Genomic DNA, 22,779 nt, shown 5'->3' on the forward strand with positions numbered 1-22,779 from the left:
ACAGAACAGGAGCACCCCAGCATGTCGTACCCGGACGGCTCTGCCCAGCTCACCGCCGCGCTTGACGCAGCGTCCCGTGACTGGCGCGTCTTCCCCCTCATCCCTGGCGACAAGCGCCCGGCCATCTCCGACTGGGAGACCCGCGCCACCACCGACCCGGACCGCATCACCAGGGCCTGGTCCGTCGCCGCCTTGAACGTCGGCATCGCCACCGGCCCCTCCGGCCTGATCGTCATCGACCTGGACAAGCCCAAGCACCCCGGCGACACTCCGCCGGATGCTTGGGCCGAGTACGGAGTCACCGACGGCGCCGACGTCCTTGCCGTACTCTGCGAGCGCCACGGCCAGCCCTTCCCCACCGACACGTACACCGTCCGCACCTGGAGCGGCGGTACCCACCTGTACTTCCTCGCCCCCGAGGGCGAGCCCCTGCGCAACACCGCCGGGGACAGCGCCCGCGGGCTGGGATGGAAGGTCGACACCCGCGCGTGGGGCGGACTCGTGGTCGGCGCGGGCAGCACCTTCGCCGGACACCTGTACGAGGTCACCCACAACGCCCCCGTGGCACCCCTGCCAGGTTGGCTTGCCGAACTCCTGCGCCCGGCGCCGCTGCCCCCTCAGACACCCATCACGGTTACCCTCACCGGGCGCGGCCGGCGCACAGCCTTTCTCCGGTCCGCGATCAACGGCGAAGTGCAGCGGGTCACCGACTCCGGGCCGCACGAGCACAACAACGCGCTCTACGTCGCCGCGGTCGCCCTCGGACAGCTCGTCACCGGAGCCGAGTTGAGCGAAACCGAGGTCACCGGCTGGCTCCTAACGGCAGCGCTCCAAGTCGGCCAGAGCGAGCGGGAGGCGCGGCGCACCATTGCCTCCGGGCTCCGGGCCGGAGCCCGGCGACCTCGGACGGTGGCGGCATGAGCGCCAACCCCATCCCGCCCCTGCACCTGTACTCCGTGCCCAGCGACACCGAAGCGGTCCCGGTCCCGCCGCCGAAGCGGGAGCGCCCGCGGACAGCATGGACGGCCGATCAGCTCATGGCCGCCAACTTCCCCGAGCCGAAATGGGCCGTGCCCGGCATCCTCGCCGAGGGCGTCAGCCTGCTCGCCGGACCGCCCAAGGTCGGCAAATCCTGGCTCTCCCTCGGCCTCGCCCTCGCGGTCGCGGCCGGCGGGCAGGCGTTCGACTCCGTGCCCGTCCAGGGCGGACCCGTGCTCTACCTCGCACTGGAGGACACCCCGCGCCGCCTCCAGACCCGCATGGGCAAACTGCTCGGAGGCCAGCCGGCACCCGCCGGTCTGACCCTGGTCACCGAATGCCCACCCTTTCCCCAGGGCGGAACCGAAGCCATCGCGCAGTGGCTGGACCGCAACCCCGACGCCCGCATGGTCGTCATCGACGTGTTCGCCAAAATGCGCGGACAGGCCCCGCAGGGCGTATCGGCGTACGACGCTGACTATGTCTCCGTCGGCTACGCGAAGCGGCTCGCGGATCACTACGGCATTGCTGTCGTCCTGGTCCACCACGTCCGCAAGGCAGGCTCGGACGATTTCCTGACCGAGGTGTCCGGGACCAACGGCATCGCGGGCGCGGCAGACGCCACCCTCGTGCTGAAGCGGGCCCGCGGGCAGGCGGACGGCATCCTGCACGTCACCGGCCGCGACGTGGACGAAGCCGAGTACGCCCTCAGCTTCCAAGCTGCCTCCGGTGCTTGGCATTTGCTGGACGGTCCGGTCTCCGATCACACCGTGGGGGACACCCGAGCCGCGATCCTGCGGTACGTCCGGGCCCATCCCGGTGCGAAGCCCAAGGACATGGCGGGAGAGCTGCCGCAGGTCGACATGGACACGATCCGGCGGACGTGCTCCCGCATGGCCGACGCCGGACAGCTCACCAAGGACGCCGGCGGCCGCTACTACCCGGACACCGAGACCCGGACACAGGGTGCCCCGGAGGTGTCCGGACTGTCCGGCTGTCCGGTTACCCCACCTGACCAGCCCGAACACCCCGGACAGTCAGAACTGGAGCTGTCCGGCCTGTCCGGTGCGGACGAAGCCGAAGGGACGGCGGAATGAGCGCCCGCACGGTCGACGAGAAGATGACCGTCAAGGAGGTCATCACTGATCTGAAGGTGGCTCCGTCGACCTTCTACCGGTGGCGCCAGCTCGGGAAGGGCCCTCGCGCGATCAAGCTGCCAAACGGTGACGTACGCATCCGCCGCTCCGAATACGAGCGCTGGCTTTCGGAGCGAGAGGACGCCGCGTGAGCACGCACAACGACATCCCGGCCGGGCGCCCTCGGGGATCCGCCCGGCCGGGCTACTCCCTCGACATCCGACTGTGGAAAGTCACGAAGACCGGCCGGAAGTCCCGCCCCTACCGTCTGCGTTGGGTGGTCGCTGGACAGGTGCACGGTGACACCTTCGCCACGACCGCGCTCGCCGACAGCCGCCGATCGGAGCTGTGGCAGGCCATGCGGCGCGGCGAAGCGTTCCACAAGGAATCGGGACTGCCGGAGGCCGAGGTCCGCGCGGCAGCAGAAACCGCTGATGCCAAGAATCTCTTGCGGTGGTTCGAGTTCTGCCGAAAGTACATCGCAGGCCGATGGCGTACTAGCGCGGCCAAATCGCGCGAGAGCATGGCGGACGGACTCGCGGCCGTCACCCTCGCAATGGTCCGTCGCGGAGAGGGCGTTCCGGCGGACACGGACCTCCGTCTGGCGTTCCGTTGGGGCATCGTGCCCGCCAACGCGGGGGAGGCGCCGCCGACGGAGTTGCAGGCTGCATACGAGTGGCTGACGACGTCGGACCGGCCGGTCCGGGATCTGACCGATGCCGGGGTCTTCGAGGACGTTCAGTACCGCCTGAGCTACCGCCTCGATGGCGTCCGTGCGGCGGGTGAGACGTACAAACGGCGTCGCCGTGCCCTCAACACCGCGCTCGAACACGCGGTGGACCGCGGGGAGCTCTTGGAGAATCCGCTTCAGCGAGCCAGCAAGAAGCGTGTGGGCTCTGACGACGTAGTGGACCCACGTGTCCTCGTGAACGCCGTGCAGGGACGGCAGTTGCTCATTGCTGTTTCGTATGTCGGGTCATGGGGCCGGAGTCGTGGGCGGCGCCTGGCCGCGTTCTACGCCGTGCTCTACTACGCGGGTCTCCGGCCCGCTGAGGCGGTCGGACTCCGGCTCTCGGACTGTCACCTGCCGGAGGCGGGATGGGGCAAGTTGACGCTGCGGGAAACACGTCCCGTCTCTGGCAAGCAGTGGACGGACTCCGGGGAGCGGCACGACCGCCGAGGCCTGAAGGCACGCGAGGCAGCCGCGGACCGAGCAGTTCCCGTCCCTCCTGTCCTGGTCGCCATCCTCCGAGCGCACCTGGCGGAGTTCGGGACTGCCAAGGAGAGACGCGTCTTCGGGAACGAGCGCGGGGCAGTCGTCGGCTCATCCACGTACTGGCGCGTGTGGGAGGAAGCGCGGGAGTATGCGTTGCCGCCGGAGCGCGTTGACTCGTCCTTGGCTGGGCGCCCGTACGACCTGCGACACGCTTGTATCACACGCTGGCTGAATGCTGGAGTCCCGATTGCTGAAGTGGCCCGGCGGGTGGGCAACTCGCCGGAGGTAATTCACCGCCGCTACCACGGTTGTGTTGACGGACATGAGGAAATCGCGAACGCGAGGATTGAGCTCGCTATGCAGGATGAAGGTGATTGAACGAAAGGAAGCGGGTCGTCAGGGAATTTCCCGACGACCCGCTGCTACGCCCGCTGATCAATTTACTGCTCTCCGGATTCGATGTCCCGATGGAGACCGACTGGTGTGTCAAGCGAGAAACCGCCAGGCGGTTCCACGAATTCCACTCCGTCGCTATCTCCATAGGTGCTCTGGAAAAGGTACTCGGTTACAGTTCTCCCGCCGCCGCGGGTCAATCGGCGGCGTTCCTCCACGACCAGATGTACCTCGTCACCCAGGCCCCATGGGACCTCAGTGATCTGGCCGGGCTCGAACTTGATGGATACGGCCGGGCTTGCTGGCGGCTTGATCACGGCCACACCTGCAAGCTTCAATTCAGTAACGCGCCCTGAGATGTTGCGTCGCACGTGAGTGAATGCTTCAGCGTGAGTTCTGCGCAGCTCGCGGACGTATTGCTTGCCGGTTTCAGAAAGCGCTGAGCTTTGGACAGAGCCGTCGCCCGAGAACCAGCGTAGTTGCACGGCAAGATCGAAACGATCGAGTGCGCTCACCAGCTTTGAGAGGCTTGAGAGCATAGGCGTCCACTCGGTGACGTCTTCTCTGGCCTCGACTGTTTTGACAGCGTCGAACAATACGCCAATAGCTTGCTCTGCTACCTCGGCGCTATTCTCTTCTGTCGACGCTCCAACGTCCGGAAATTCCTCTTCGCTGTGCGTTTTACGTATCGTGGGACGAACGTGCAGAACGGTGCTGCCCGACGAGATGCCGACTAGTTCAAGTTCCACGTCTTCGTCAGTTGAGGCTGTGACTCCGTCCTGAAGGGGTTTCAGGAGGGCATTGCCGACGGAGAACCTAAGACCGCCCTTGCCTGCCTCATCTCCGGTGAGCCGGATGGTCAGTTCATCGCGAAGGCGCGCTTCTGGATTCCAGCGCTGTACGGACGATAGCCACTCGGCCCGCTGCTCCGAGTCGACTGTGTCCTCGTCCTGCTCTGCAGAGTCCTCATGCTCGAGCCACTGATCCAGGTCGGTGCGGTGGCTCTCCAAGATGCGTTGCCGCCAGCTAGTGGTCACAGCGTCACCTCCAAGTAGCCTCGCTTCGGAACTGCACTCTCCAGCGTAGGCGCATCCTTCTGGCCGGCAGGTCTGCAACGCTGCCACCAGTCATCCCATGCTCCGCGCTGGCGTAGGTACTCAAGCTGGGGGTGTTCCAGGGCGTCAAGGTCAAAAACAGAGCTGATGGGCTGGTAGCGCACCTCAAGAGCTGAGAGCAGGTACTCCCTCTCAGTGTGTATCCGTGTGAAGGCCTTGGTCATCCACCCCGACCGAGGTTTCCCCTTGATCGCGCGAGCGGCCCCGTCATTGACGAAGATGGTGAGATCGGCATTCCTGGGATCGAGTCGAGAGCTGACGAAGCTACCCCCGAGCCACACGCAGTGCACGAGCGATTCCCCCTTCAGCTCTTCGCTGAAGTGCTCGTCCAAACGGAAGAAGTGGCCCATGTACAGCTCGAAGCCGTTCCAGATTTGCTGGCGAGTCGCCGAGTCTGCGAACCGCTCGCCATCGACCAGCAGTGCACGGGCTTCGTCACCGTCGACCTGGTACCTGCCAGGCGCGAGGAAGTAGTCCTGACCGTTTGCTTGAACCGTGAAGTCGATCACAGGCACCCCCTACCTTCAACCGGCCTCGGACGCTACACGAAGGCACGGACAGTAGGTAGGTCGTCGTCTCCACCGGAGCCGTGAGTGTGTCGGAGGTGTGTCGCGAACAGTGAGAGAGAACGAGAAAGAGCGGGAGTCAGTGAGACTGACTCCCGCTCTCTCGTCTAGGCATCCGCCCTGCTCACGTACCAGTTTTGGTAGGTGGTTTGGCGAGTGCCCCCGGCAGGATTCGAACCTGCGCACACGGCTCCGGAGGCCGTTGCTCTATCCCCTGAGCTACGGGGGCGTGTCGGGCGCTTTGTGCGGCGACGGGTAGAACCCTACCAGCTCTTTCCGGGGTGATCGCCACCGGTTTTGGTGCCCGGCCGGGGCGCGTCGGGAGGCGTGGGGGAGGGGTGCCCGTTCGCGGAGGGTGGTCGAGCCCGCACGGGGTGGAAGTGGGGAAAACCCGGACGCGGCGGCTCGCCCGGACCTACTCTCGAGTTGTGCCAGGCGCGTCCGGCCGGGTGCTTGTTGTGGACGACAACAAGGTCATCCGGCAGCTGATCAGGGTCAACCTCGAACTGGAGGGTCTCGAGGTCGTGACCGCCGCTGACGGTGCCGAATGTCTGGACGTCGTCCACCAGGTTCGGCCCGATGTCGTCACCCTCGATGTCGTGATGCCCCGCCTCGATGGACTGCGCACCGCCGCCCGGCTCCGCGCCGACCCCCGCACGCGGAACCTTCCGCTCGCCATCGTCAGCGCCTGTACCCAGTACGAGGTCGAGAGCGGCCTCGATGTCGGAGTCGACGCCTTCCTCGCCAAGCCCTTCGAGCCCTCCGAACTCGTGCGGCTCGTCAAGCAGTTGGTGGAGCGCGGACAGGCGACCGGCCGTGACGGTGACGGGCTCGGTGGCGTCGTCGGCGAAGATGTCGACCGAGCCGAGCGTGCCGGCCGAACAGGGCCCTGACGACCCCGCTCCCTCGACGTCCCCATCCGCCACGGGCAGGTCGGCGAAGCCGCGTAGTCCCGTGAGCCCCGGGCTCCACATCGACGAGTCCCCGCGAGGTCCACCTCGATGAGCCCCTCGTCGTCACTCCCTCGCCCGCTCCTCGTTCTCTGTTCCCAGTTCTCTATTTCCCGTTCTCTGTTTCCTGTTCCCCTGTCTCTGCTTTCTCCGCAGCTGTCGTGCGTCGGAGCAATGGCCACCCCGCGGGTCTCCTCGCTCAAGGCCCGCTGCAGCCCCCGTCCACATCCCGGACGATCCCCCAAATCGGGTCGCATCCCCACCCCCCTTCTCCCCTAGGCTTGTCCCGTGACCCCCGTCGAGCTCTCCCGTACCGTGCTGCGCGCGGTGCGTCGTGCTGTCGACGTGGGGGAGCTGAGCGTTTCCGTGCCGGTGAGTGCGGGTGTGAGTCCGCCCGGGCCCGGGGGACGCGGGGACTACGCCACGAACGTCGCTCTGCGGCTCGCGGGGCCCGCCGGCCTGCCGGCGTTGGAAGTCGCCGAGATCCTGCGGCCGCACATCGGTGACGATCCCGGTGTCGCCGACGTGACCGTCACCGGGCCCGGCTTCCTCAACATCACCCTCGGGGGTGGAGCCGCCGCCGCTCTGGTGGACGAGGTACTGACGCAGGGCGCGCGGTACGGGTACGGCGACGCCCTCGCCGGCCAGGTCGTGGAGCTGCGCGTCCCACATGACACGCGTGCGGAGGTCGTGGCCGACACCCTCGTACGGATCGTCGCCACCCAGGGTGGACGGGCCGAGGTACTGCACGCCGAGCCGGTGAACCTGCGGCCCGTGCCCGCTCCGGAGGATCCCGCACCGCTCGGTGCCGACGCCGCCCGCTGGGCGCTGCTGCACCCGGCGTCCCACGACCGGCCCCGGATCAGCGCCGATCACCTTCTCCAGCGCGAGAGCAACCCCCTCTTCCGGGTCCGCTACGCCCACTCCCGCACGCGGGCCCTGCGCAGGAACGCCGCCGCCCTCGGAATCGTCGGCCGTCCCGGCAATGACGTACAGCTCTTCGACGCCGGCGATGAAGACGGCGCGGACCGCCCCCGGACCGGAACCGACCTCCTCACCGCCCTCGCCGAGTACCCCCACGTCCTTCGTCTCGCCGCCACGCACCGGGCGCCCGATCGGCTGGCTCGGCACCTCGTCGTTGTCGCTGACGCCCTTCTGCTGTTCCAGCACCTCGTGCTGCCGCTCGGGGACGAGAAACCCTCGGCCGCCCACCGCGCCCGGCTCGCGCTCGCCGAAGCCGCCGGGACGGTGCTGGCCGGCGGCCTGTCCCTGCTCGGCATCAGCGCACCCGAATATCTCTGAAGCAGAAAGCCCTACCGACATGAGCCGTTCCGCACACCCCGCCGGGCCCCGTCACGCCGACGTCTTCACCGAGGGCCACTACAGCGCCCCGCCGGCCGACCTCAACGGCCTCGACCCGAAGGTGTGGTCGCACACCGTCCGTCGTGCGGACGACGGGGTCGTGACCGTCGGCGGGCTCGAAGTCACCGCGCTCGCCGAGGAGTTCGGCACGCCGGCGTACTTCGTCGACGAGGCGGACTTCCGGGAGCGGGCGCGGGCGTGGCGTACGGCGTTCGGGCAGGACGCCGACGTGTTCTACGCGGGCAAGGCCTTCCTGTCGCGTGCCGTCGTGCGGTGGCTGCACGAGGAGGGGCTCAACCTGGACGTCTGCTCCGGGGGTGAGCTGGCGACCGCGCTGTCCGCCGGGATGCCCGCCGACCGCATCGCCTTCCACGGCAACAACAAGTCGACCGCGGAGATCCACGCGGCCGTCGAGGCGGGTGTCGGGCGGATCGTGCTCGACTCCTTCCAGGAGATCGTGCGGGTCGCGCACATCGCGCAGTCGCTCGGTAGGCGGCAGCGGGTGCAGATCCGGGTCACCGTCGGCGTCGAGGCGCACACGCACGAGTTCATCGCCACCGCGCACGAGGACCAGAAGTTCGGCATCGCGCTCGCGGACGGGCAGGCGGCCGAGGCGGTACGGCGGGCGCTGACGCTCGACGGTCTCGAGCTCGTCGGGATCCACTCGCACATCGGCTCGCAGATCTTCGACATGGCCGGCTTCGAGGTCGCCGCGCGGCGGGTCGTCGGGCTGCTGGCCGCCGTCCGCGACGAGCACGGGGTCGAGCTGCCCGAGATCGACCTCGGCGGCGGTCTCGGCATCGCGTACACCAGTGACGACGACCCCCGTGAGCCGCACGAGATCGCGAAGGCGTTGAGCGAGATCGTCACGCGGGAGTGCGAGGCGGCCCGGCTCAGCACGCCGCGTATTTCCGTCGAGCCCGGGCGTGCCATCGTCGGGCCCACCGCGTTCACGCTGTACGAGGTCGGCACGATCAAGCCGCTCGAAGGGCTGCGGACGTACGTCTCCGTCGACGGCGGGATGTCCGACAACATCCGGACCGCGCTCTACGACGCCGAGTACAGCGTCGCGCTCGTCTCGCGTACCTCGGACGCCGAGCCGATGCTCGCGCGCGTCGTCGGCAAGCACTGCGAGAGCGGCGACATCGTCGTGAAGGACGCGTTCCTGCCCGCCGACCTGGCGCCGGGCGACCTCATCGCGGTGCCGGCGACCGGCGCGTACTGCCGGTCCATGGCCAGCAACTACAACCACGCGCTGCGCCCGCCGGTCGTCGCCGTGAAGGACGGCGCGGCCCGGGTGATCGTGCGCCGCGAGACGGAGGACGACCTGCTGCGTCTCGACGTCGGCTGACCGGATGAACCGGGTGGAAGATCTCCTGTCGCCACCTACCAGAAAAATGAAATAGACGTCTCACGATCCGGACGAAGGGTAGAAACTCCCGTCCGGTGAGTGAGACTGGTCCAACCGAAGACGGTATGAGGAAACGAGGTCGGATGATGCGTACGCGTCCGCTGAAGGTGGCGCTGCTGGGCTGCGGGGTTGTCGGCTCAGAGGTGGCGCGCATCATGACGACGCACGCCGACGACCTCGCCGCCCGCATCGGTGCCCCCGTCGAGCTGGCGGGCGTGGCCGTCCGCCGCCCCTCCAAGGTGCGCGAGGGCATCGATCCCGGCCTGGTCACCACCGACGCGACCGCCCTCGTCAAACGCGGCGACATCGACGTGGTCGTCGAGGTCATCGGCGGTATCGAGCCCGCCCGTACGCTCATCACCACCGCGTTCGAGCACGGCGCCTCCGTCGTCTCCGCGAACAAGGCGCTGCTCGCCCAGGACGGCGCGGCATTGCACGCGGCCGCGGAGGAGAACGGCCGGGACCTCTATTACGAGGCCGCCGTCGCCGGCGCCATCCCGCTGATCCGCCCGCTGCGCGAGTCCCTCGCCGGCGACAAGATCAACCGCGTGATGGGCATCGTCAACGGCACGACGAACTTCATCCTCGACAAGATGGACTCGTCCGGGGCCGGCTACCAGGAGGCCCTCGACGAGGCCACCGCGCTCGGGTACGCCGAGGCCGACCCGACCGCCGACGTCGAAGGGTTCGACGCCGCCGCCAAGGCCGCCATCCTCGCCGGGATCGCCTTCCACACGCGCGTGCGCCTCGACGACGTCTACCGCGAGGGCATGACCGAGGTCACCGCCTCGGACTTCGCCTCGGCGCGGGGCATGGGCTGCACCATCAAGCTGCTCGCCATCTGTGAGCGGGCCGCGGACGGCGGGTCCGTCACGGCGCGCGTGCATCCCGCGATGATCCCGCTGACCCACCCGCTCGCCTCCGTGCGCGGCGCGTACAACGCCGTGTTCGTCGAGGCCGAGGCCGCCGGCCAGCTGATGTTCTACGGGCCGGGCGCGGGCGGCGCCCCGACCGCCTCCGCGGTCCTCGGCGACCTGGTGGCCGTCTGCCGCAACCGGCTCGGCGGTGCGACCGGGCCCGGCGACTCGGCGTACACCCAACTGCCCGTCTCGCCCATGGGCGAGGTCGTGACGCGCTACCACATCAGCCTGGACGTGGCCGACAAGCCGGGCGTCCTCGCCCAGGTGGCCACCGTCTTCGCCGAGCACGGGGTGTCCATCGACACCGTGCGCCAGTCCGGCAAGGACGGCGAGGCATCCCTCGTCGTCGTCACCCATCGTGCGTCCGACGCGTCCCTCGACGGGACCGTCGAGGCGTTGCGCGGCCTCGACACCGTGCGGGGCGTCGCCAGCATCATGCGGGTTGAAGGAGAGTAACCAGCAATGACCCACCAGTGGCGCGGAATCATCGAGGAGTACCGGGACCGGCTGCCGGTATCCGACAGCACGGAGGTCGTGTCGCTCCGCGAGGGCGGTACGCCGCTCGTGCCCGCGCAGGTGCTCTCCGAGCGCACGGGCTGCGAGGTCCACCTCAAGGTGGAGGGCGCCAACCCGACCGGGTCCTTCAAGGACCGCGGGATGACCATGGCGATCACGCGGGCGAAGGAGGAGGGCGCGAAGGCCGTCATCTGCGCCTCCACCGGCAACACGTCGGCGAGCGCCGCCGCCTACGCCGTGCGCGCCGGGATGGTCTGTGCCGTCCTCGTGCCGCAGGGCAAGATCGCGCTCGGCAAGATGGGCCAGGCCCTCGTGCACGGCGCCAAGATCCTCCAGGTCGACGGGAACTTCGACGACTGTCTGACGCTGGCGCGCTCGCTGTCCGACAACTACCCGGTGGCGCTGGTCAATTCGGTCAACCCGGTGCGCATCGAGGGCCAGAAGACCGCCGCCTTCGAGATCGTGGACATGCTCGGCGACGCGCCCGACATCCACGTCCTTCCGGTGGGCAACGCGGGCAACATCACCGCGTACTGGAAGGGGTACACCGAGTACGCCACCGACGGCATCGCCCGGCGCACCCCGCGCATGTGGGGGTTCCAGGCGTCCGGCTCCGCGCCCATCGTGCGCGGCGAGATCGTCAAGGACCCGTCGACGATCGCCACCGCGATCCGGATCGGCAACCCCGCCTCGTGGAAGTTCGCGCTCGCCGCGCGGGACGAGTCGGGCGGCTTCATCGACGAGGTGACGGACCGTGAGATCCTGCGCGCCTACCGGCTGTTGGCCGCTCAGGAGGGTGTCTTCGTCGAGCCCGCGTCGGCCGCGTCCGTCGCCGGTCTACTGAAGGCGGCCGAGCAGGGCAAGGTCGACCCGGGCCAGCGCATCGTCTGCACCGTCACGGGCAACGGTCTGAAGGACCCCGACTGGGCGGTCGCGGGTGCTCCGCAGCCGGTCACCGTCCCCGTGGACGCGGCGACGGCCGCGGAGCGGCTCGGTCTGGCCTAACGCGGGCGATCTCGTCTGGCGTAAAGCCGCCAGGCGTAAACCCGCCAGGCGGGGCCCAGTGGCCCCGCCGACCACGTCGGACACGGCGTGGAGCTCGGAGGAAGCGGGCGGAAAACCGTCGGAAGCCGATGAAAACCGGCCGCTTCGAGAGCTGTTCGCCAGGTGACCCGACGGGGGGTGCACAGGGGGCTTACGACACGCATCGTGCGCCTCCCGTGCGCCCTATGTCGCCACAGAACCTTCCTTCGATAGGCTGTACCGAACCCGCCCGCCGCATATGCCGCGGCGCCGTGACGTCCCCGCGGCCTCCGGGTCCTCGTGCCCGTCTGCCGCAGTTCCTCCCGCAGTTCATCGAAAACCTCGTACATCACGCAGCTCAAGGAGAGTCATCGAGCGATGGCCGGTCCAGCGTTCCGTGCCGCCGCCGTCCGGGTGCGCGTCCCCGCCACCAGCGCCAACCTCGGCCCGGGCTTCGACGCCTTCGGCCTGTCACTGGGGCTGTACGACGACGTGGTCGTCCGGGTGGCCGACTCCGGGCTGCACATCGACATCGCAGGTGAGGGCAGTGAGACGCTGCCGCGCGACGAGAGTCATCTCCTCGTACGTTCCCTGCGCACCGCCTTCGACCTGCTGGGCGGCCAGCCGCGCGGCCTGGAGATCGTCTGCGCCAACCGCATCCCGCACGGCCGCGGTCTGGGCTCCTCCTCCGCCGCCATCTGTGCAGGCATCGTCGCCGCCCGCGCGGTGACGATAGGCGGGGACAGCCGGCTCGACGACACCGCGCTCCTCGAGCTCGCGACCGAGATCGAGGGACACCCCGACAATGTCGCGGCCTGTCTGCTCGGCGGTTTCACGCTCTCCTGGATGGAGTCCGGCGCTGCCCGGGCGATCAGGATGGAGCCCACCGATTCCATCGTTCCGGTGGTTTTCGTGCCGGGAAAGCCCGTACTCACGGAGACCGCGCGGGGTCTGCTGCCGCGCACCGTTCCGCATGTCGACGCCGCCGCGAACGCGGGCCGCGCCGCACTGCTCGTCGAGGCCCTGACCCGGCGTCCCGAGTTGCTGCTGCCCGCGACCGAGGACCGGTTGCACCAGGATTACCGGGCACCCGCGATGCCGGAGAGCGCGGCGCTCGTGGACCGTCTGCGCGCCGACGGCATCCCCGCGGTGATCTCCGGCGCGGGCCCCACGGTGCTCGCTCTCGCGGACCGCGCCTCGGCCGACAAGGTCGCTGATCTCGCAGGTCAGGGGTGGGCCGCGAACCGACTGGACCTCGATGCACAGGGGGCGTGCGTGCTGCCGCTCGCACCTGTCGGCGTCAGTTGACGACGCACGGTTGCGGGATTTCGAGAGGGGGAATGTTTGTTGGATCCGGTAGTGTTAACCTCAAGTCTGCACCCGACCCCACCATGGCGAGGTGCTTCGCGTCCCCGTCCGGGACACCCATTCTTCCGGGAGCCTCCCAAGCTGCTTTGTGCCTTGCATTGGGTGCTATGCGCTGAGCAGTGCTGAGCACGCTCCGGAACCGGCGAGACCATGCCGATGACACCGTAATTCAGTGCCTCGGCTCCGGAATCGTCATCATCAGATATTTCTTCCGCCGCTTTGGCGGACCACCGCCCCGGCACGGTCCACACAGCAAGGACCAAAGCCGGACAGCACAACCGGTCGCCGAGCCAGACAGGCCGACGTCCGCTCCAGGGAAGGACCCTTCGTGAGCGACACCACCGATCTGATGGGCGCACGTGTCGAGGAGACCGCTGCCGCGCCCGCCACGGACGCCTCCGCGCCTGCCACCGGTGCCGGCTCCAGGCGACGCCGCGGTACCGGCCTCGACGGCATGGTGCTGGCCGAGCTGCAGCAGGTCGCATCCGGCCTCGGGATCAGGGGCACGGCGCGTATGCGCAAGAGCCAGCTGATCGAGGTCATCAAGGAGGCGCAGGCGGGCGGCGGTGCTCCGGCCAAGGCGGCATCCGCCGACGCGGCCACGGAGACCAAGCCGAAGCGCCGCACCACCTCGAAGGCGCGTACGGGCGACGAGGCCGACGCTCCGGCCGAGAAGAAGGCGGAGAAGGTCGCCGCCGAGAAGGCCGTGGCCCAGCAGCAGATCGAGATTCCCGGCCAGCCGGCCGGCGGCCCCGCCCGTTCGGGCGACACCGAGCGTGCGGGCGACGACGCCCCCGCCGAGCGCCGCCGTCGCCGTGCCACCGCCGAGGCGGGCACCCCCGAGACGGTCGTCGCCGAGGCGAAGGGCGACACGCAGACGCAGGTCGACGCCGACGGCGCCGAGGGTCGTCGCGAGCGCCGTGACCGCCGTGACCGCGACCGGGGCGGCCGTGACCGCCGCGGTGGCAAGGGTGACGAGCAGCAGGGTGGCCAGGCCGGTCAGGGCGGCCAGGACCGTCAGCAGCAGGGTGGCGGACAGCGCCAGGACCGGCAGGACCGGCAGGACCGTGACCGTCAGCAGCAGGGCGCCGGTCGTCAGGACCGCCAGCAGCCGCGTGACAACGGCCCGCGTGACAACGGTCCGCGTGACAACGGCCCGCAGGACGACGACGACTTCGACGGCGGACGCCGCGGCCGGCGCGGACGCTACCGCGACCGCCGTGGGCGTCGTGGACGCGACGAGATCGCCGAGCCGCAGGTCGCCGACGACGACGTGCTGATCCCCGTCGCGGGCATCCTCGACATCCTCGACAACTACGCGTTCATCCGGACGTCGGGTTATCTCCCCGGCCCCAACGACGTGTACGTCTCCCTCGCCCAGGTCCGCAAGAACGGTCTGCGCAAGGGTGACCACGTCACCGGCGCCGTCCGTCAGCCCAAGGACGGCGAGCGCCGCGAGAAGTTCAACGCGCTGGTCCGCCTCGACTCCGCGAACGGCATGGCGGCCGAATCCGGCCGCGGGCGCCCGGAGTTCAACAAGCTGACGCCTCTCTACCCGCAGGACCGCCTCCGTCTGGAGACGGACCCGGGCGTGCTGACGACGCGGATCATCGACCTCGTCACGCCGATCGGCAAGGGACAGCGCGCTCTGATCGTGGCCCCGCCGAAGACCGGCAAGACCATGATCCTGCAGGCGATCGCCAACGCGATCACCATCAACAACCCCGAGTGCCACCTGATGGTCGTCCTGGTCGACGAGCGTCCGGAAGAGGTCACCGACATGCAGCGGTCGGTGAAGGGCGAGGTCATCTCCTCGACCTTCGACCGTCCCGCCGAGGACCACACCACGGTCGCCGAGCTCGCCATCGAGCGTGCCAAGCGTCTGGTGGAGCTGGGCCACGACGTCGTCGTGCTGCTCGACTCGATCACGCGTCTGGGCCGTGCGTACAACCTCGCCGCCCCGGCCTCCGGCCGCATCCTGTCCGGTGGTGTCGACTCGACCGCGCTCTACCCGCCGAAGCGGTTCTTCGGTGCGGCGCGCAACATCGAGGACGGCGGTTCGCTGACGATCCTGGCCACCGCGCTCGTCGACACCGGCTCGCGCATGGACGAGGTCATCTTCGAGGAGTTCAAGGGCACCGGCAACGCCGAGCTCAAGCTCGACCGCAAGCTCGCCGACAAGCGCATCTTCCCCGCAGTGGACGTCGACGCGTCCGGTACCCGTAAGGAAGAGATCCTGCTCGGCAGCGACGAGCTCGCCATCACCTGGAAGCTGCGCCGCGTGCTCCACGCGCTCGACCAGCAGCAGGCGATCGAGCTGCTGCTCGACAAAATGAAGCAGACGAAGTCGAACGCGGAGTTCCTGCTCCAGATCCAGAAGACCACCCCGTCGCCGGGCAACGGCAACGACTGAGGTCCTCCGGGCCAGTAGCACCAGGGCCGCCCCCGTCACGCGAGTGACGGGGGCGGCCCTTTGCGCTGATGGGGACACATGTACGATCGCGCCCCTGAACGTCTGCTGAAGCAGATCTGAACTCTTGACTCTGAGGGGGGACTTGAGTGGACACACCCATGGCCGGAGGCGGTCGTCACAGACGCCGCATACGGATAGCCGTCCCGGTCGCCGCGGCCGGCCTCGCCGCCGCCGTCGCGGGCGCGCTCCTGATGTCGTCCGCGAACGCCGCACCCGGCTCGACGCCGCCCACACCGACCGTAAGGCCCACCCACTCGACGCCGTCGCTGGCCGAGCTGGAGAAGCGGGTGGCCGGCGCCGTCGCCGGTGACGACATCGCGGGCCGGACGGCGCAGAAGACGTCCCTGAGCGCCGGTACGAGCACGGCGAAGATCGACCCGAAGATCATCGGCGGCACCACGACCAGCATCGGCACGGCGCCGTTCATGGCCCAGCTCTGGTACTACGACGAGGCCAACGACATCGGCTTCTTCTGCGGTGGCTCGGTCGTGTCGCCGACGAAGATCCTCACCGCCGCGCACTGCGTCAAGGGCTACGACTGGAAGGCCAACGGTGCCGTCATCACCGGCACCTCCCAGCTGGCGAGCGGCAGCACCCTGCCGCAAGGGGCCACGGTCAGCGCTCCCTGGCGACAGTGGAACCACCCGTCGTACAGCTCGACGACCATCGACAACGACATCGCGGTCATCACGCTGGCGAACCCCGTCTCCGCCAAGCCGATCCGCATGACGACGTCCGGTGACACCGCCTCGTACACGTCCGCGGACGCGAAGCTCTTCGGCTGGGGCCGCACCAGCTCCACCACCGACGACATCTCCCAGACGCTGAAGACGGCCACGCTGCCGATCAACTCGGACACCACCTGCAAGAGCGCCTACGGCAGCGATTTCGTGGCGGGGCACATGGTCTGCGCGGGCACCAAGGCGACGGGCACCGACGCCGGCACCACGACGGCCTGCAACGGCGACTCCGGCGGCCCGCTGATCGTCAAGGACTCAGCCGGCGTGAACCGCATCGTGGGCGTCGTCTCCTGGGGCGTCGAGGACTGCGTCGCGAAGGGCGCGTACAGCGTCTTCTCGAAGGTCAGCACCTACCTCGGCGCCGCCTGGCCGCACGTCGAGGACACCAACCTCAGCGGCGACAGCAAGGCCGACCTGTGGCTGCGCAGCGCCTCCAGCAAAAAGGGCTACCAGAAGGACTCCAAGGGCACCTCGCTCGCCACGCGCGTCTCCTGGGGCGACTGGGACGGCGTCAACGTCGTGCTCCAGACCGACCTGAACCGGGACGGCCTGCAGGACCTCGTGGTGCGCGACAGCGCCAGCGGCGACGTCTACTGGATGCACTACGTAGCGGCGAGTTCCAGCTGGTCCACGGACAAGATCTTCAGCAGCTGGGGGACCCGCCTGCGCATCATCGCCCCCGGCGACCTCAACGGCGACGGCCTGCCCGACATGCTCTCCGTCGACTCCTCCGGAACGATGTGGGAGTACCCCGGCAAGGGCAACGGGACCTTCTCCTCGCGGGTCCAGGTCGGCACCGGCTGGAGCCAGTACAACTCCGTACGCGGACATGGGGACTTCACCGGTGACGGCAAGGCCGACCTGATCGCGCGCAGCAAGTCCGGCTCGTACGTCTACCTCTACAAGGGGACCGGCAGGACCGGCAGTGGCGCCTTCTCCAGCCGCATCAAGGTGCGCACCTGGAGCAGCTACAACGCCTTCGACGCCGTCGGTGACGTGACCGGCGACGGCAAGGCCGACTTCCTGGCCCGCACCTCCGGCGGCACGCTCTACCTGTACCCGGGGACCGGAAAGGCCACCAGCGAGATCTTTGCCACAAGGATCTCGGTCGGTACCGGTTTCGATCAGTACGACATCTTCGGCTGAAACCGCAGGTGAGCGGGTTCGCACCCGGCCTCACCGGTGACGCTCTGTGCCCATCGAGCCACATGGTGGGCACAGAGCGTTGTGCAACCCTTTCCCGAGTTTCCCCGTCTGACCGTACGGAGTGACCATGGAGCGGTACGCCTCGTCACGACCAGATGGGCCTGGCCCTGAAAGCAGGGGGTAACCGACCGCAGAGGGACTGAGGAGCACATGCCTGCCGAGAGCACACCGGAGCCCGAGATACCGGGAGAACCGGGCAAGAGCGCCCCGCGCCGTGGCGCGAAGGGCCGCCGCCGTAAGGCGCGCGGCACACGGAGCAAGGCCCTGCTCATCACGGCCTGGAGCGCCGCGGGCATCGTGGTGCTCGGGGGCACCGGAGCCGGCTACCTGTACTTCAAGCTCAACGGCAACATCAAGAGCGTCGACATCAACCAGGCGCTCGGCAGCGACCGGCCCACGAAGGTCGACAACGGCTCCGAGAACATCCTGGTCCTCGGCTCGGACACCCGTGCCGGCGGGAACAAGAAGCTGGGCGGCGGCACCGACGACGGCAGCGCCCGCTCCGACACCGCGATGATCATCCACGTGTACAAGGGCCACAAGAAGGCCAGCGTGGTCTCGATCCCGCGCGACACCCTGGTCGACCGGCCGTCCTGCACCGACACGCAGGGCACCACCCACGACGCGGCCTCCGGCGTGATGTTCAACTCCGCCTACTCCACCGGCGGCGCCACCTGCGCGGTGAAGACCGTCGAGTCCGTCAGCGGCATCCGCATGGACCACTACGTCGAGGTCGACTTCACCGGCTTCCAGAAGCTGATCGACGACCTCGGCGGCGTCTCGGTCACCACGAGCAAGAGCATCAAGGACCCCGACAGCCACCTGAACCTGAAGGCCGGCACGCACACCCTGGACGGCGAGCAGGCGCTCGGTCTGGTGCGCACCCGGCACGGCGTCGGCGACGGCTCCGACCTCGGCCGCATCCAGCTCCAGCAGGCGTTCATCAAGGCCCTGGTCAACCAGGTCAAGCACCTCGGCGTGCTGTCCAGCCCGAAGAAGCTCTACGAGCTGGCCGACACCGCCACCAAGACGGTCACCACCGATTCCGACATCGGTTCGGTCACCGACCTCGCGTCCTTCGCCAACGGCCTCAAGGGCATCAGCTCGTCGCACATGAACATGGTGACGATGCCGGTCCAGTACGACAGCGCCGACGCCAACCGCGTCCTGGTCGACAAGGACAAGGCGGCGCAGGTCTGGAAGGCGCTCAAGAACGACCAGCCGATCCCGAAGGCGGCCACCGAGGGAACCGCCACCGGCTCCGCGAAGGGCGTCGTCAGCTCCGGCTGACCCCGCACAGGGCGCCGTCCGGCCCCGGCCGGCCCCCGTTCGCGGGGGCCCGGGCCGGCCTGTCGGCGCCCCGGGAATAGATCATCGCGTCCCCCCGTTTTGGGGGATACGGCCAGTGCTGGCAGACTGGTACGTCGGCCCCGGTTCACGCACCCGCATCCCGCGGCGGCGACCCGGAGCCCTCCCGAAACTAGGAGACACCTTGAAGCGCGACATCCACCCCGAGTACGTCGATACCCAGGTCAGCTGCACCTGTGGCGCGTCGTTCACCACCCGGAGCACCATCGACTCCGGCACCATCCGTGCCGAGGTCTGCTCCGAGTGCCACCCGTTCTACACGGGCAAGCAGAAGATCCTCGACACCGGTGGCCGCGTGGCCCGCTTCGAGGCCCGCTTCGGCAAGGCTGCCGCTGCCAACAAGTAGCGAGCCCACAGCGCCGGTCTTCGGCGTCCCCGGCACGGGGACGCCGGGGCCGGCGCTTTGCGGTGCAGCCCTTTCCCCGGGCTCCGGCGACGCCGGAACAGGGGCCCCCATGCCGTACCCCACGTCCCCGAGACCATGACGGGGACAGTCCATTGGAGCCGGAGATGTTCGAGGCGGTCGAGGAACTGATCGGTGAGCACGCCGATCTGGAGACGAAGCTCGCTGACCCGTCGGTCCACGCCGACCAGGCCAACGCGCGCAAGCTCAACAAGCGCTACGCCGAGCTGACCCCGATCGTCGCGACGTACCGCTCCTGGAAGCAGACCGGGGACGACATCGGCACGGCGAAGGAGTTCGCCGCCGACGACCCCGACTTCGCCGCCGAGGTCAAGGACTTGGAGAAGCAGCGCGAGGGGCTCACCGAGAAGCTCCGCCTGCTGCTGGTCCCGCGCGACCCGAGCGACGACAAGGACGTCATCCTGGAGATCAAGGCGGGCGCCGGCGGCGACGAGTCCGCCCTGTTCGCCGGTGACCTCCTGCGCATGTACCTGCGCTACGCCGAGCGCGTCGGCTGGAAGACCGAGATCATCGACTCCACCGAGTCCGAGCTCGGCGGCTACAAGGACGTCCAGGTCGCCGTGAAGACCAAGGGCGGCCAGGGTGCCACCGAGCCCGGCCAGGGCGTCTGGGCCCGCCTCAAGTACGAGGGCGGCGTGCACCGCGTGCAGCGCGTGCCCTCCACCGAGTCGCAGGGCCGCATCCACACCTCCGCCGCCGGCGTGCTCGTCACGCCCGAGGCCGAGGAGGTCGACGTCGAGATCCACGCGAACGACCTGCGGATCGACGTCTACCGCTCCTCCGGCCCCGGCGGGCAGTCCGTCAACACCACCGACTCCGCCGTGCGCATCACGCACATTCCCACCGGAGTCGTCGCTTCCTGCCAGAACGAGAAGAGCCAGCTGCAGAACAAGGAGCAGGCGATGCGTATCCTGCGCTCCAGGCTCCTCGCGGCGGCCCAGGAAGAAGCGGAACGGGAGGCCGCGGACGTCCGCCGCAGCCAGGTCCGCACCGTCGACCGCTCCGAGAAGATCCGTACGTACAACTTCCCGGAGAATCGCATCTCGGACCACCGCGTCGGCTTCAAGGCGTACAACTTGGACCAGGTCCTGGACGGCGACCTCGACACGATGATCCAGGCCTGCGTCGACGCGGACTCGGCAGCCAAGCTCGCCGCCGCGTAAGAAGCTCACGACAACAGCTCAGCCCCGGAGGACCAGCGTGCAGCAACATTTTGGGGGTCGACCCCCGAACTCCCGCAGCGTGCTGCTCGCGGAAGTCGCCCAGGCCACCCAGCGGCTGGCCGACGCCGGCGTGCCCTCGCCGCGCAACGACGCGGAGGAGCTCGCCGCCTTCGTGCACGAGGTGAAGCGGGGCGAGCTGCACACCGTCAAGGACTCCGACTTCGACGCCCGCTACTGGGAGGTCACCGCGCGCCGCGAGGCCCGCGAACCGCTCCAGCACATCACCGGGCGCGCCTACTTCCGCTACCTCGAACTCCAGGTGGGGCCCGGTGTGTTCGTGCCCCGGCCGGAGACCGAGTCGGTCGTGGGCTGGGCCATAGACGCCGTCCGCGCGATGGACGTCGTCGAACCGCTGATCGTCGACCTGTGCACCGGCTCCGGCGCCATCGCGCTCGCCCTCGCGCAGGAGGTCCCGCGCTCCCGTGTGCACGCCGTGGAGCTGTCCGAGGACGCCCTCAGGTGGACGCGCAAGAACGTCGAGGGGTCCAGGGTCGACCTGCGCCAGGGAGACGCCCTGGAGGCCTTCCCGGACCTCGACGGCCAGGTGGACCTGGTGATCTCCAACCCTCCGTACATCCCGCTCACCGAGTGGGAGTACGTGCAGCCGGAGGCCCGTGACCACGACCCCGAACTCGCCCTGTTCTCGGGGGAGGACGGGCTCGACCTCATCCGCGGCATCGAGCGCACCGCGCACCGGCTGCTGCGTCCCGGCGGCGTCGTCGTCGTCGAGCACGCCGACACCCAGGGCGGACAGGTTCCGTGGATCTTCACCGAGGAGCGGGGCTGGGCCGACGCGGCCGACCACCCCGACCTCAACAACCGGCCCCGCTTCGCGACCGCCCGCAAGGCGATGCCGTGAGCGCGGCCCACCGCGTCCCGGCGCCCGGCGACAGGGCGCGCGCACGCATCGTGTTCCCCCCGTTTCCCCACCAGCTGTACGTGTACGAGGAGGCCCGCTAAATGGCACGGCGATACGACACCAACGACGCGACCGACCGCACCACCGGTCTGCGCGAGGCAGCGTCCGCCGTCCGCCGTGGCGAACTGGTGGTCCTCCCGACGGACACCGTCTACGGCGTCGGCGCCGACGCGTTCACCTCCGAGGCCGTGGCCGACCTGCTCGACGCCAAGGGCCGGGGCCGCAACATGCCCACCCCCGTCCTCATCGGCTCCCCGAACACGCTGCACGGCCTCGTCACGGACTTCTCCGAGATGGCCTGGGAACTCGTCGACGCCTTCTGGCCCGGCGCCCTCACGCTCGTCGCCAAGCACCAGCCGTCCCTCCAGTGGGACCTCGGCGACACCCGCGGCACCGTGGCGATCCGCATGCCGCTGCACCCCGTCGCCATCGAGCTCCTCACCGAGGTCGGCCCGATGGCCGTCTCCTCCGCCAACCTCACGGGCCACCCGTCACCGGAGACCTGTGACGCCGCGCAGGACATGCTCGGGGACTCCATCTCGGTCTACCTGGACGGCGGCCCCACCCCGGGCAACGTGCCCTCCTCGATCGTCGACGTGACCGGCAAGGTCCCCGTGCTGCTGCGCGCGGGCGCCCTGTCGGCGGAGGAGCTCCGCAAGGTCGTACCCGACCTCGAGGTGGCGAATTGACAGCCCCTGACTCCTCCCGGCCCCCCGCTCCGCTCGACCAGGGGGCACCCCCATGCGTGGCATAGGCACGGGGATCACGGGGACCGACGGGTCCCCCAGGGAGTCCTTCCGCATCCTCCACGTCAGCACCGGCAATGTGTGCCGCTCGCCCATCACCGAGCGGCTGACCCGGCATGCCCTCGCGGACCGGCTCGGCGACCCCCGGTGGGGCGGCCTCATCGTGGAGAGCGCCGGCACCTGGGGCCACGAGGGCGCCCCCATGGAGGCCAACGCCGCGACCGTCCTCGCCGACTTCGGCGCGGACCCCTCCGGCTTCGTCGGGCGTGAACTGCTCGACGACCACGTCATCCGCGCCGACCTCGTCCTGACGGCCACCCGCGACCACCGCGCCCAGGTCATCTCGATGGGGCACTCGGCGGGCCTGCGCACCTTCACCCTGAAGGAGTTCACCCGCCTCGTCCGCGCCATAGACCCGGCAACCCTGCCGCCCCTGGAGCACGGCGTCATCGAACGTGCCGTCGCCCTGGTGCGCGCCGCCGCCGCGCTGCGCGGCTGGCTGCTGGCCCCGACGGCGGAGGCGGACGAGGTGTTCGACCCCTACGGGGCGCCGCTGCCGTTCTTCCGGTCCATCGGCGACGAGATCAACGAGGCGCTCGACCCGGTCGTCACCGCGCTGACGGGGGTACGCGCCCGCACCTGACGCCAGGCGCCCCGGGAGCCTGACACCAGGCGTCGCGGGGTCCGCGGTTCTACATTGGACGTAGCGCGCGTCCCCGCCGAGCC

The 22,779-nt window shown here is 69.2% G+C and carries 20 protein-coding genes and 1 tRNA gene; 18 read left to right on the forward strand and 3 right to left on the reverse strand.

What is annotated here, in order from left to right:
* Positions 1 to 21: 21 nt before the first annotated feature.
* Genes ACIRQH_RS26180 through ACIRQH_RS26195 form a run of 4 tightly spaced genes read left to right on the forward strand, consistent with a single transcriptional unit; the run spans position 22 to position 3,708 of the window.
* Positions 22 to 921 carry a bifunctional DNA primase/polymerase gene (locus ACIRQH_RS26180; RefSeq protein ID WP_404227100.1) on the forward strand — a complete coding sequence of 300 codons (900 nt, stop codon included), beginning with the start codon at positions 22 to 24 and terminating at the stop codon, positions 919 to 921.
* Positions 918 to 2,075, forward strand: a complete 1,158-nt coding sequence (locus ACIRQH_RS26185; RefSeq protein WP_404227101.1) for an AAA family ATPase — start codon at positions 918 to 920, stop codon at positions 2,073 to 2,075. Before ACIRQH_RS26180 ends, ACIRQH_RS26185 begins: the two co-directional genes overlap by 4 nt.
* Positions 2,072 to 2,266: a helix-turn-helix transcriptional regulator gene (locus ACIRQH_RS26190; RefSeq protein WP_404227102.1), complete on the forward strand. Its 195-nt coding sequence runs from the start codon at positions 2,072 to 2,074 to the stop codon at positions 2,264 to 2,266. Before ACIRQH_RS26185 ends, ACIRQH_RS26190 begins: the two co-directional genes overlap by 4 nt.
* Complete coding sequence (locus ACIRQH_RS26195; RefSeq protein ID WP_404227103.1) at positions 2,263 to 3,708, forward strand: tyrosine-type recombinase/integrase; 1,446 nt, start codon at positions 2,263 to 2,265, stop codon at positions 3,706 to 3,708. Before ACIRQH_RS26190 ends, ACIRQH_RS26195 begins: the two co-directional genes overlap by 4 nt.
* Before the next feature lie 62 nt (positions 3,709 to 3,770).
* Here the strand turns inward: ACIRQH_RS26195 and ACIRQH_RS26200 are convergent, their stop codons facing one another.
* From ACIRQH_RS26200 to ACIRQH_RS26210, 3 genes are all read right to left on the reverse strand, one after another.
* Positions 3,771 to 4,760 (reverse strand): hypothetical protein, encoded by a 990-nt coding sequence (locus ACIRQH_RS26200; protein WP_404227104.1) that lies wholly within the window; start codon positions 4,758 to 4,760, stop codon positions 3,771 to 3,773.
* Positions 4,757 to 5,347 (reverse strand): DUF6932 family protein, encoded by a 591-nt coding sequence (locus ACIRQH_RS26205; protein ID WP_404227105.1) that lies wholly within the window; start codon positions 5,345 to 5,347, stop codon positions 4,757 to 4,759. The genes ACIRQH_RS26200 and ACIRQH_RS26205 overlap by 4 nt, the downstream gene beginning before the upstream one ends.
* 214 nt (positions 5,348 to 5,561) lie before the next feature.
* A tRNA-Arg gene (locus tag ACIRQH_RS26210) sits at positions 5,562 to 5,633 on the reverse strand.
* 151 nt (positions 5,634 to 5,784) lie between these two features.
* Here ACIRQH_RS26210 and ACIRQH_RS26215 point away from each other — a divergent pair.
* From ACIRQH_RS26215 to ACIRQH_RS26280, 14 genes are all read left to right on the forward strand, one after another.
* A complete protein-coding gene (locus ACIRQH_RS26215; RefSeq protein ID WP_388866627.1) occupies positions 5,785 to 6,297 on the forward strand; it encodes a response regulator in 513 nt (170 codons plus the stop codon).
* Positions 6,298 to 6,642: 345 nt separating this feature from the next.
* Positions 6,643 to 7,656: an ArgS-related anticodon-binding protein NrtL gene (gene nrtL / locus ACIRQH_RS26220; protein WP_404227106.1), complete on the forward strand. Its 1,014-nt coding sequence runs from the start codon at positions 6,643 to 6,645 to the stop codon at positions 7,654 to 7,656.
* 19 nt (positions 7,657 to 7,675) lie between these two features.
* Positions 7,676 to 9,067 carry a diaminopimelate decarboxylase gene (gene lysA / locus ACIRQH_RS26225; RefSeq protein WP_404227107.1) on the forward strand — a complete coding sequence of 464 codons (1,392 nt, stop codon included), beginning with the start codon at positions 7,676 to 7,678 and terminating at the stop codon, positions 9,065 to 9,067.
* 143 nt (positions 9,068 to 9,210) lie between these two features.
* On the forward strand, positions 9,211 to 10,503 hold the full coding sequence (locus tag ACIRQH_RS26230) for a homoserine dehydrogenase (RefSeq protein ID WP_358815771.1): 1,293 nt from the start codon (positions 9,211 to 9,213) through the stop codon (positions 10,501 to 10,503).
* Positions 10,504 to 10,509: 6 nt separating this feature from the next.
* Positions 10,510 to 11,568: a threonine synthase gene (thrC, locus tag ACIRQH_RS26235; RefSeq protein WP_388866617.1), complete on the forward strand. Its 1,059-nt coding sequence runs from the start codon at positions 10,510 to 10,512 to the stop codon at positions 11,566 to 11,568.
* A gap of 396 nt (positions 11,569 to 11,964) precedes the next feature.
* Entirely contained in the window at positions 11,965 to 12,894 is a 930-nt protein-coding gene (gene thrB / locus ACIRQH_RS26240; protein WP_356166730.1) for a homoserine kinase, read from the forward strand.
* A gap of 388 nt (positions 12,895 to 13,282) precedes the next feature.
* Complete coding sequence (gene rho / locus ACIRQH_RS26245; protein WP_404227108.1) at positions 13,283 to 15,367, forward strand: transcription termination factor Rho; 2,085 nt, start codon at positions 13,283 to 13,285, stop codon at positions 15,365 to 15,367.
* Between the two features lie 158 nt (positions 15,368 to 15,525).
* Positions 15,526 to 17,313: a trypsin-like serine protease gene (locus ACIRQH_RS26250; protein WP_388867067.1), complete on the forward strand. Its 1,788-nt coding sequence runs from the start codon at positions 15,526 to 15,528 to the stop codon at positions 17,311 to 17,313.
* 210 nt (positions 17,314 to 17,523) lie between these two features.
* Positions 17,524 to 18,663: an LCP family protein gene (locus tag ACIRQH_RS26255; RefSeq protein WP_358819439.1), complete on the forward strand. Its 1,140-nt coding sequence runs from the start codon at positions 17,524 to 17,526 to the stop codon at positions 18,661 to 18,663.
* 202 nt (positions 18,664 to 18,865) lie between these two features.
* Complete coding sequence (rpmE, locus tag ACIRQH_RS26260; protein WP_355875773.1) at positions 18,866 to 19,087, forward strand: 50S ribosomal protein L31; 222 nt, start codon at positions 18,866 to 18,868, stop codon at positions 19,085 to 19,087.
* 164 nt (positions 19,088 to 19,251) lie between these two features.
* Positions 19,252 to 20,328 carry a peptide chain release factor 1 gene (prfA, locus tag ACIRQH_RS26265; RefSeq protein ID WP_358819438.1) on the forward strand — a complete coding sequence of 359 codons (1,077 nt, stop codon included), beginning with the start codon at positions 19,252 to 19,254 and terminating at the stop codon, positions 20,326 to 20,328.
* Between the two features lie 79 nt (positions 20,329 to 20,407).
* Positions 20,408 to 21,247: a peptide chain release factor N(5)-glutamine methyltransferase gene (gene prmC, locus ACIRQH_RS26270; protein WP_358819437.1), complete on the forward strand. Its 840-nt coding sequence runs from the start codon at positions 20,408 to 20,410 to the stop codon at positions 21,245 to 21,247.
* 101 nt (positions 21,248 to 21,348) lie between these two features.
* Positions 21,349 to 21,996, forward strand: coding sequence for an L-threonylcarbamoyladenylate synthase (locus ACIRQH_RS26275; RefSeq protein ID WP_081219444.1), 648 nt, complete (start codon positions 21,349 to 21,351; stop codon positions 21,994 to 21,996).
* 52 nt (positions 21,997 to 22,048) lie between these two features.
* Positions 22,049 to 22,696 (forward strand): protein-tyrosine-phosphatase, encoded by a 648-nt coding sequence (locus ACIRQH_RS26280; protein WP_358819436.1) that lies wholly within the window; start codon positions 22,049 to 22,051, stop codon positions 22,694 to 22,696.
* The last annotated feature ends 83 nt before the right edge of the window (positions 22,697 to 22,779 follow it).

Origin of the sequence: Streptomyces sp. NPDC102279 (assembly GCF_044766365.1) — a bacterium.
Classification (GTDB): Bacteria; Actinomycetota; Actinomycetes; order Streptomycetales; family Streptomycetaceae; genus Streptomyces.